General features: G+C 73.4%; 11 protein-coding genes and 1 pseudogene. 5 read left to right on the top strand and 7 right to left on the bottom strand.

The genetic code is table 11. The features are described from left to right. A pseudogene (locus tag ACFYS8_RS36395) lies at nucleotides 1-91 on the bottom strand (electron transfer flavoprotein subunit beta); the annotation flags it as partial. Nucleotides 92-375: 284 nt separating this feature from the next. Then, entirely contained in the window at nucleotides 376-702 is a 327-nt protein-coding gene (locus ACFYS8_RS36390; RefSeq protein ID WP_387649946.1) for a TlpA family protein disulfide reductase, read from the bottom strand. Between the two features lie 476 nt (nucleotides 703-1,178). Between ACFYS8_RS36390 and ACFYS8_RS36385 the strand changes: the two genes are divergently transcribed. Further along, nucleotides 1,179-1,955: a lysophospholipid acyltransferase family protein gene (locus ACFYS8_RS36385; protein ID WP_387649945.1), complete on the top strand. Its 777-nt coding sequence runs from the start codon at nucleotides 1,179-1,181 to the stop codon at nucleotides 1,953-1,955. 359 nt (nucleotides 1,956-2,314) lie between these two features. Here the strand turns inward: ACFYS8_RS36385 and ACFYS8_RS36380 are convergent, their stop codons facing one another. The 3 genes from ACFYS8_RS36380 to ACFYS8_RS36370 form a co-directional block, all read right to left on the bottom strand. After that, complete coding sequence (locus ACFYS8_RS36380; protein WP_387649942.1) at nucleotides 2,315-2,815, bottom strand: DUF6624 domain-containing protein; 501 nt, start codon at nucleotides 2,813-2,815, stop codon at nucleotides 2,315-2,317. Then, the gene (locus ACFYS8_RS36375; protein WP_387649949.1) at nucleotides 2,812-3,156 is read right to left on the bottom strand and encodes a MarR family transcriptional regulator; all 345 of its coding nucleotides are present in this window, start codon (nucleotides 3,154-3,156) and stop codon (nucleotides 2,812-2,814) included. Before ACFYS8_RS36375 ends, ACFYS8_RS36380 begins: the two co-directional genes overlap by 4 nt. A 98-nt stretch (nucleotides 3,157-3,254) precedes the next feature. Next, a complete protein-coding gene (locus ACFYS8_RS36370) occupies nucleotides 3,255-3,755 on the bottom strand; it encodes a MarR family winged helix-turn-helix transcriptional regulator (RefSeq protein ID WP_387649939.1) in 501 nt (166 codons plus the stop codon). Nucleotides 3,756-3,827: 72 nt separating this feature from the next. Between ACFYS8_RS36370 and ACFYS8_RS36365 the strand changes: the two genes are divergently transcribed. The 4 genes from ACFYS8_RS36365 (at nucleotide 3,828) to ACFYS8_RS36350 (ending at nucleotide 5,848) form a co-directional block, all read left to right on the top strand. Then, complete coding sequence (locus ACFYS8_RS36365) at nucleotides 3,828-4,379, top strand: carboxymuconolactone decarboxylase family protein (RefSeq protein ID WP_387649937.1); 552 nt, start codon at nucleotides 3,828-3,830, stop codon at nucleotides 4,377-4,379. 29 nt (nucleotides 4,380-4,408) lie between these two features. After that, nucleotides 4,409-4,774, top strand: coding sequence for a hypothetical protein (locus ACFYS8_RS36360; protein WP_387649934.1), 366 nt, complete (start codon nucleotides 4,409-4,411; stop codon nucleotides 4,772-4,774). 21 nt (nucleotides 4,775-4,795) lie between these two features. After that, entirely contained in the window at nucleotides 4,796-5,359 is a 564-nt protein-coding gene (locus tag ACFYS8_RS36355; protein ID WP_387649932.1) for a hypothetical protein, read from the top strand. Nucleotides 5,360-5,476: 117 nt separating this feature from the next. After that, nucleotides 5,477-5,848 (top strand): hypothetical protein, encoded by a 372-nt coding sequence (locus tag ACFYS8_RS36350; protein ID WP_387649931.1) that lies wholly within the window; start codon nucleotides 5,477-5,479, stop codon nucleotides 5,846-5,848. A gap of 55 nt (nucleotides 5,849-5,903) precedes the next feature. Here ACFYS8_RS36350 and ACFYS8_RS36345 read toward each other — a convergent pair whose 3' ends face one another. Together ACFYS8_RS36345 and ACFYS8_RS36340 are read right to left on the bottom strand one after the other, a co-directional pair. Beyond that, entirely contained in the window at nucleotides 5,904-6,512 is a 609-nt protein-coding gene (locus tag ACFYS8_RS36345) for a hypothetical protein (protein ID WP_387649929.1), read from the bottom strand. A 72-nt stretch (nucleotides 6,513-6,584) separates the two neighbouring features. Beyond that, on the bottom strand, nucleotides 6,585-6,974 hold the full coding sequence (locus tag ACFYS8_RS36340) for a VOC family protein (RefSeq protein ID WP_387649926.1): 390 nt from the start codon (nucleotides 6,972-6,974) through the stop codon (nucleotides 6,585-6,587). Nucleotides 6,975-7,203 lie beyond the last annotated feature (229 nt).

Genomic DNA, 7,203 nt, shown 5'->3' with positions numbered 1-7,203 from the left:
CCTCCCGATCGGTGGTCGCATCGTCCGCGAAGCGACGATCACCGGTCGCGTCGGGCACGTACTTCACACAGACAACGATCCTCAAGCTCACGGCCTGCTCTCCTGTTACTGGTCCGATCCGGCGGCTGCGGCTGCGTCCGTGCGTGTCGAGTGGTCTCGGCACACGCGCGGGGCCGCGGTCCGGGCGGCGCGCGCCGGTGCCCCGCCGGAACTCCCCGGCAGCATACTCATGAGTAGCTCAGCCGTCACTACTCGCCAGTAGCTTACGCTGCCGCAGGTCCGGCCCGGCACCCGTGCCACCGCCTTGGCCCATCCTGCCGCAGGCAGGCCCGACTGCCACCTGACCCGGCACCAGAACGCCTGTGAGATTGAACGCTAGACGGCCTCGCCGAGTGCCGCGATCACGTCCACCGTGCGCGGCTGACCTGCCGCCCGGCGCACCACCCGGCCCGCGGCGTCCAGCACCAGCACGGTCGGGGTGCGCAGGATCTCCAGCCGGCGCACCAGCTCCAGCTGCGACTCGGCGTCCACCTCCACGTGCGCCACCCCGTCGACCATCCCCGCCACCTCGGCGAGCGTGCGGCGGGTCGCCCGGCACGGCTGACAGAAAGAGGTGGAGAACTGCACCAGCGTCGCCCGCTCGCCCAGCGCGGCACCGAGCTCCGCCCCGGTCAACCGCACCGCCCCGTCCTCGCCGCGCATCCTTCGCCGCCTCCCGTCCCGCACCTCGCCGACCGCTGTCGGCGCCCGCGGCACCGATCGGTCCGATCACCGCTCAAGTGTGACAAACGCCGTCCGCGCCGAATTCCCCGCCTTCGGACACTCTCCGTACGTACCGATGCGCGAGGTCCGCACCGCTCCCCACCCCGGCGCGCACGCCGGTCCGGGGTCGCCCGGCTGCCCCGGTTCGCCCGGATTTGCCTGCCGGGCACAGACCACCGCCGGGCCGCCACCACCCCGAACTCCGGCTCCCCGCCGGGCGTCCCGCCCCCGCCCGCACCGCGCCCGCACCCGCAGGTCCGGGCCGCGCCGTGCGCGGGCGTGACAGACCGTGCCCGTTCGGGGGATCATCGGGGGGAAACACCCGTGGCCGCCGCGGCGTGCCGCAACCCGTCGGCCCTGCCACGCCCCGGGATCCAACGCACCGGGCAACAGGCCCCTGGGAAGTAGGACTGACCGTGGCAGAGTTCGTGTACCCGCCGGTGATCCGCACCGCGCTCACCGCGTTCAAGGCGCTGGACCTGCGAATCAACATCGTCGGCGCCGAGCACATCCCCGCCACCGGCGGCGCCGTCCTGGTCAGCAACCACATCAGCTACCTGGACTTCATCTTCGCCGGCTTCGGCGCCTACCGGGTGGCCCGGCGCAAGACCCGCTTCATGGCCAAGGACGACGTGTTCCGGCACAAGATCTCCGGCCCGCTGATGCGCGGCATGAAGCACATCCCCGTCGACCGCACCGACGGCCAGCCGGCCTACGAGGCGGCGGTCAAGGCGCTGCGCGAGGGCGAGGTGGTCGGCGTCTTCCCCGAGGCCACCATCAGCCGCTCGTTCATGCTGAAGAAGTTCAAGACCGGCGCCGCCCGGATGGCCGCCGACTCCGGCACCCCGCTGCTGCCCGTCGTCCTCTGGGGCACCCAGCAGCTGTGGACCAAGGGCCGCCCGAAGACCCTGACGAAGCGCCACGTCCCCGTCACCATCATGATCGGCGAGCCGATCCACCTCACCGAGGCCGACCGGCCGGTCATGGTCACCCGCCGCCTGCGCGCCGCCATGTCCGAGATGCTCGACCGCGCCCAGCGCGAGTACCCGGCCAAGCCGACCGGCCCCGACGACTCCTGGTGGGTCCCCGCCCACCTCGGCGGCACCGCCCCCACCCCGGAGCAGGCCGAGGCCGAGGACGAGGCGGAGGCCACCGCCAAGGCCGAACGCCGCGCCGCCCGCGACGCCGGCTGACCCACCGGCCGCCCACCGCCCGGCCTCCCGGCCTTACGCCGGACCGGGCGGCGGGCTCGGCGCACTCGCCGAACCACCCGCGCAGGCGAACCGCGCGACGCACCGGCCGGGCACACCAGCGTTGACGCACCGCGCAGCGCGCTCGCCGGACACACCGGAGTCGGCACACCACGCCGCGCACTCTGCGTCGCGCGCCGCTCAAGCGAACCGCGCGACGCACCGGCCGAACACACCGTCGGTGGACGCAATGCGCGACACACTCGCCGGGCACACCGGCGGCGGACGCAATGCGCGACGCGCGCACCGGCCGGGCACACCGGAGTCGGCACACCGCGTGGCGCACTCGCCGGGCGCGCCGCTCAGGCGAATTGCGCGACGTACTCGCCGAACGGCGGGATGCCGACCCCGGCCCGCCGCTCGTCCATCCGCGCCGGGTCCTCGCACGGCCACGGCACCGGCGCGCCGTCGCGCACCCCCGCGATCTGGGTGCCGTAGACCTGCTCCCGCCCCTCGTTCACCAGCACCCGGTCCCGCAGGAACGCCAACTCCCGCGCCCCCGCCGCACCTTCGGCCACCGCCTGCTCCATCAGCCGCAACGCCCGCCGCTGGACGTCCAGTTGCCGGTCGGCGTGCTGCGCGATCAGCCACGCGGCCTGCGCCGCCTCCGCGCCGACCTCCGCAGCGACGGGCCAGCCGTGCTCGTCCAGCAGCTCGGCCAGCCGGTCCGCGTGCCGCGCGGTCGAGCGCCGCCACGCCAGCTGCTCCGCCGGGTCCTCGCTGTTCGCCAACGGCGCGGACGCCCGGTCGGCGGCTCCCATCGCGGTCAACTCGGCTGCCAGCGCGGCCACTTCGGGGGTCATTCCACTCTCCGTCGCTCTCGGGCGCCCTCGACGGCGCCGGACAGCACCATTCTGGGCGGGCGGATCGGCCCGAAGATCATTCCGAAGACCGGCGACAGGGCCACCCTCCCGCTGGAATACTTGAGGTGTTCCCGGGGCCGCGACGTGCACCGGGCCGGCATCTCCAGCCCGCGCGGGGCCGGCCGCACCGGCTTGCGCCGCACGCCATCCGGGCCGTCCGCCCGCTCCGCGTAGCCGATCGCCTCCAGCCGGTCCACCGTCTTCCCGGCGGCCTGCTTGGACACCCCCAGCCGACGCCCGATCTCGCTCGCCGTCGCCCCCTCCAGCCCGATCGCCTGCAGCGCGAAGCCGTGCGCGGGCCGTACTGCACCACCGCGATGCCCCGTCAGCCGGCTCTCCGCAACGCCTCGACTCTCCCGCGACGCCCCGGCGCGGCCACTCAGCCGCCGAACCAGCCCGCCGCGTCCAGCTGGAAGCCGGACGGGCCGGCCAACCGGGCCAGACCGTCCTCGAGTTCGCGCAGCTGCTGCTCGCCGAGCGCCGCCGCCCAGCGTCCGCGGATCTGCTCGAACACCTCCGCCGACCGGGCCAGCATGTCCAGCCCGCGCGGAGTCAGCCGCACCACCTTGCGCCGCGCGTCGCCCGGATCGTCCGCCCGCTCCGCGTAGCCGAGCGCCTCCAGCCGGTCCACCGTCTTCCCGGCGGCCTGCTTGGACACCCCCAGCCGACGCCCGATCTCGCTCGCCGTCGCCCCCTCCAGCCCGATCGCCTGCAGCGCGAAGCCGTGCGCGGGCCGCGCCTCCGGGTGGCCCTGGCGGGCGAGTTCGGCGTGCAACTCGTCGATGATCGTGCGGAATCCGGCGAACAGCAGCAGGGGAAGCTCGAAGCCGTTGCGCTGATCGACAACCTGGTTTACGTTTTGGTCAACCACGTTGTCCATTCTAGGACGCGCAGCCGCGGCACGCCCCCGGCCGCCCCGGCACGCCTCCGCCCGATCCCGAAAGGGCTCACCATGCCCACCACCGCCCAGCACTTCCCCGACCTCACCCCCGAGACCGCTCCGCCGGCCGCCCGCCGCTCCCTGGAGGGGATCACCCGCAACCTCGGCTACCTCCCCAGCGCCGCCGCCCGCCTCGCCCACTCACCCCAACTCCTCGACGGCTTCCTCAAGTTGACCGCCCTCTTCGACGCCACCGAGCTCGACCCGCTGGTCCGCGAAACCGTCGTCCTGACCATCGCCACCCGCAACGGCTGCCACCTCTGCGTCGCCATGCACACCGCCAAGCTCACCCACCTCGACGCCGACCCCGACCTGATCGCCGCCCTGCGCGCCCAGCAACCCCTCCCGGACGCCCGCCTCGAGGCCGTCCGACGCTTCGTCCACTCCGCCCTCGACCACACCGGCGCCGTCCCCGAACCCGACCTCGCCGCCTTCCTCGCCCACGGCTTCACCCCGGGCAACGCCCTGGAAATCGTCCTCGGCATCGGCGCCTACACCCTCTCCACCTTCGCCAACCGCCTCACCGATGCCCCCATCGACCCGCAACTCGCCGCCCACGCCTGACCACTCCGCCCAACCGGTACGCTCCCCCGGTGACCGACCGCGGCCTCACCCTCCCCGCACTACGGCACCAACTGGTGACCGCGGTCCTCACCCTGGCCGCCCCCGGCCTCCAGGACGCCGGCTTCGACCCCGCCCCGCACCTGGCCACCCTCCTCACCGACGCCTGCGACGCCACCGCCCCCGTCCCCTGGCTCGGCCACACCCTGCGCACCTCCGAAGAGGCCGCCCTCACCGCCGACCTCGGCACCGCCCTCCGCCACCACCTCGCCACGCTCCCGCCCGACCCCACCCCCACCGACCACCTCCGGGCCCCCACCTGGCACCCCGTCACCACCAGCGCCGCCCACCTCGCCCGCCTCCTCGTCCACAACGACCACCTCGCCACCACCCCCTGACGGCGCGCTACCGTCGGCCCGGTGAACAACGACATCGACACCTGGCACCGCTTCGCCGCCCTCCTCCCCGAGCCGGACGCCCAGGACGTCGCCGACTGCTGGCAGATCGGCGAACAGGAAGCCGGCCTGCGCATCCTCGTCTCCGGCCTCCTCACCCACCAGATACCGATCAGCGAAACCGTCCGGGCCCAGCTCTCCGTCCTCGCCGAGATCTGGGGCGAACGCGAGGTCCTCACCCCCGACCTCCTCCGCTGCCCCGGAGACGGCCGACCCGCCCCCGTCGCCCTCACCGACCGGCCCTGGGAACCCGGCGGCGACCACCCCGCCGAACCCGTCCTGGTCCCCTGGATCACCTGCACCACCTGCGGCCAACTCCTGCTGCGCGCCCACCTCCTGGACGCCGGGCAATCCCTCTCCCACGTCGCCGAGTACTACGCCATCGCCTCACCCGACGGGGCCACCGTCCTGCACACCTTCCCCGCCTACACCGACGAGCCCTTCGACCCCGACGACCCCACCGACCCCGCCGGCACCGCCTTCGCCGCCCTCCTGAACGGCTGCGCGGAGCCGACGGACAGTCACTGACCCGGGCTCGGGCCCGGGCTCCCACCGGCTCACTGGCTGGAAACCCCCCTGGCCATCGGCCGCGGTGACGGTACATCATCACTATCGCCAGACACCGCACCACGAAAGCCGACCGACATGCCCCTGACGTTCCGAAAGCCCCGCCTCAAGGCCGGAATCCTCGCCCTCACCACCGCCGCAGCACTGAGCGCCGCCGCCACGCCCAGCGCCCACGCGGCCGGCAACTGCACCCACTACGGGCAGCCCGGCTACGGGCAGGTCTTCACCGACTACAACTACTCGGGCGACTGCTGGGAGTTCCAGATCGGCACCTGGACGGTCTTCCCCGTCCTGGTCAACCACAAGGTCTCCTCGCTCAGGAGCTGGGCCTCCTACTCCGGCCAGCAGGTGAACCTGTCCGGCGACGGCATGACCTTCACCGCAGGCGCCGGCGAGTGGTGGCCGCAGCTGCCCGGCTGGTTCAACGACCACGCCAACGCCGCCTACTGACGGTCGGGGCCTGACGTCGAGGCCGGGTGGTCGGCAACCCGGCCACCTGGCCCCCTCAGAACTCCAACACCACCCCGACCGCGCCCGCTCCCGCGCTCTCCGCCGCCCGCAACACTCGCACCGGCCCGGCGAACAGCTCCGCCACCGTCCCGCCGCGGTCCTCATTGCCCATCACCGACAGCCACGCCTCCGCCCGCCCGACCTCAGCCCCCGCCAACAGCCGTTCCACCAGTGGCCGTTGCTCCCGCACCCCGGCCGCGTCGAGCACGAACTCACCGCCCCAGCCCGGCAGCCGCTCCACCGCCTCCGGCCCCAGCGCGAACGCCAACGCGTCGAACGGGTATGCCTTCGACGCACCGATCGCGCAGCGCTCCTCCTCCGCGCACCCCTCCAGGAGGCCGAGCAGCTCCCACCGCACCTGGTCCACGCTCTCCGGCTCGTCACCCCGCCAGCCGTCGAACACCCCCGCCAGCGTCAGGGCATCGTCCCCGCGCCACGCCCCGCCGCCCGGCAGCCTCCGCAACCACTCCGTCCGCGCGGCGAGCCGCTCCCGCCACCACGCCAACTCCCCGGCCGCCGTCTCCGGCCGCCGCGCCCAGTGGCTGACACCTGCCGCCACCTCGTCAGGAACCACCCCCAGCACCCAGTACCCGTGAAAACCCACGCCGCGCCACCCTCCCCCAACACACCGAACGGGCCCCGGCCACCACGGCCAGGACCCCTGTCACCCTTCCACTCAGCGCCCCGGGCCGTCGCCCTCACCCGGCAGCGTCTCGGACAGAACGAACTGCGGGTTCTCGATCAGCCCGACCACCGCGCCCGTCGGCTCGACCACCGTCGCCACCCGGATCCCGCCGCCGACCTCCTGCACCGCGCTCCGCACCGTCGCCCCCGCGGCCACCACCGACTTCAGCGCCACATCGACGTCCCTGACACCCCAGTACGTCACCGGACCGACCGCCGGGTCGCCGTTCGGGTCGAGCGACAACTCGTAGCCCCCGACGTTGAAGCCGACGTAGAACGGCTCGTCGAAGTACGGCCCGACACCCAGCACCGAGGTCCACCACGCCTTCGCGGCAGCCAGATCCGGCGCGGGGTAGATCACCGTCCGAAGACCAAGGAACATGTCAACGCCCTTTCCCAGCACGACAGTTCTTCCGCGCGTGAGCCTACGGCCCAGGTCCGACAACACCGCCGCCGGCAACAGGCCCAGCCCGCCTTCGAGATCCCCCGGAAATGCAGAAAGGGCCCCAGCCTATTGGCTGGAGCCCTTTCCAGAAGAATTGTTCGGCGGCGTCCTACTCTCCCACAGGGTCCCCCCTGCAGTACCATCGGCGCTGTGAGGCTTAGCTTCC

The sequence above is a fragment of the Kitasatospora sp. NPDC004615 genome (assembly GCF_042873545.1).
In the GTDB taxonomy this organism is placed as follows: domain Bacteria; phylum Actinomycetota; class Actinomycetes; order Streptomycetales; family Streptomycetaceae; genus Kitasatospora.
This window is presented reverse-complemented; position numbering and strand designations above follow the sequence as displayed.

Excerpts from the sequence above, each read along its gene's own strand:
- ACFYS8_RS36370 (WP_387649939.1), bottom strand. The coding sequence starts at position 3,755 with ATGGACAACGTGGTTGACCAAAACGTAAACCAGGTTGTCGATCAGCGC.
- ACFYS8_RS36365 (WP_387649937.1), top strand. The coding sequence starts at position 3,828 with ATGCCCACCACCGCCCAGCACTTCCCCGACCTCACCCCCGAGACCGCT.
- ACFYS8_RS36350 (WP_387649931.1), top strand. The coding sequence starts at position 5,477 with ATGCCCCTGACGTTCCGAAAGCCCCGCCTCAAGGCCGGAATCCTCGCC.
- ACFYS8_RS36340 (WP_387649926.1), bottom strand. The coding sequence starts at position 6,974 with ATGTTCCTTGGTCTTCGGACGGTGATCTACCCCGCGCCGGATCTGGCT.
- ACFYS8_RS36380 (WP_387649942.1), bottom strand. The coding sequence starts at position 2,815 with ATGACCCCCGAAGTGGCCGCGCTGGCAGCCGAGTTGACCGCGATGGGA.
- ACFYS8_RS36390 (WP_387649946.1), bottom strand. The coding sequence starts at position 702 with ATGCGCGGCGAGGACGGGGCGGTGCGGTTGACCGGGGCGGAGCTCGGT.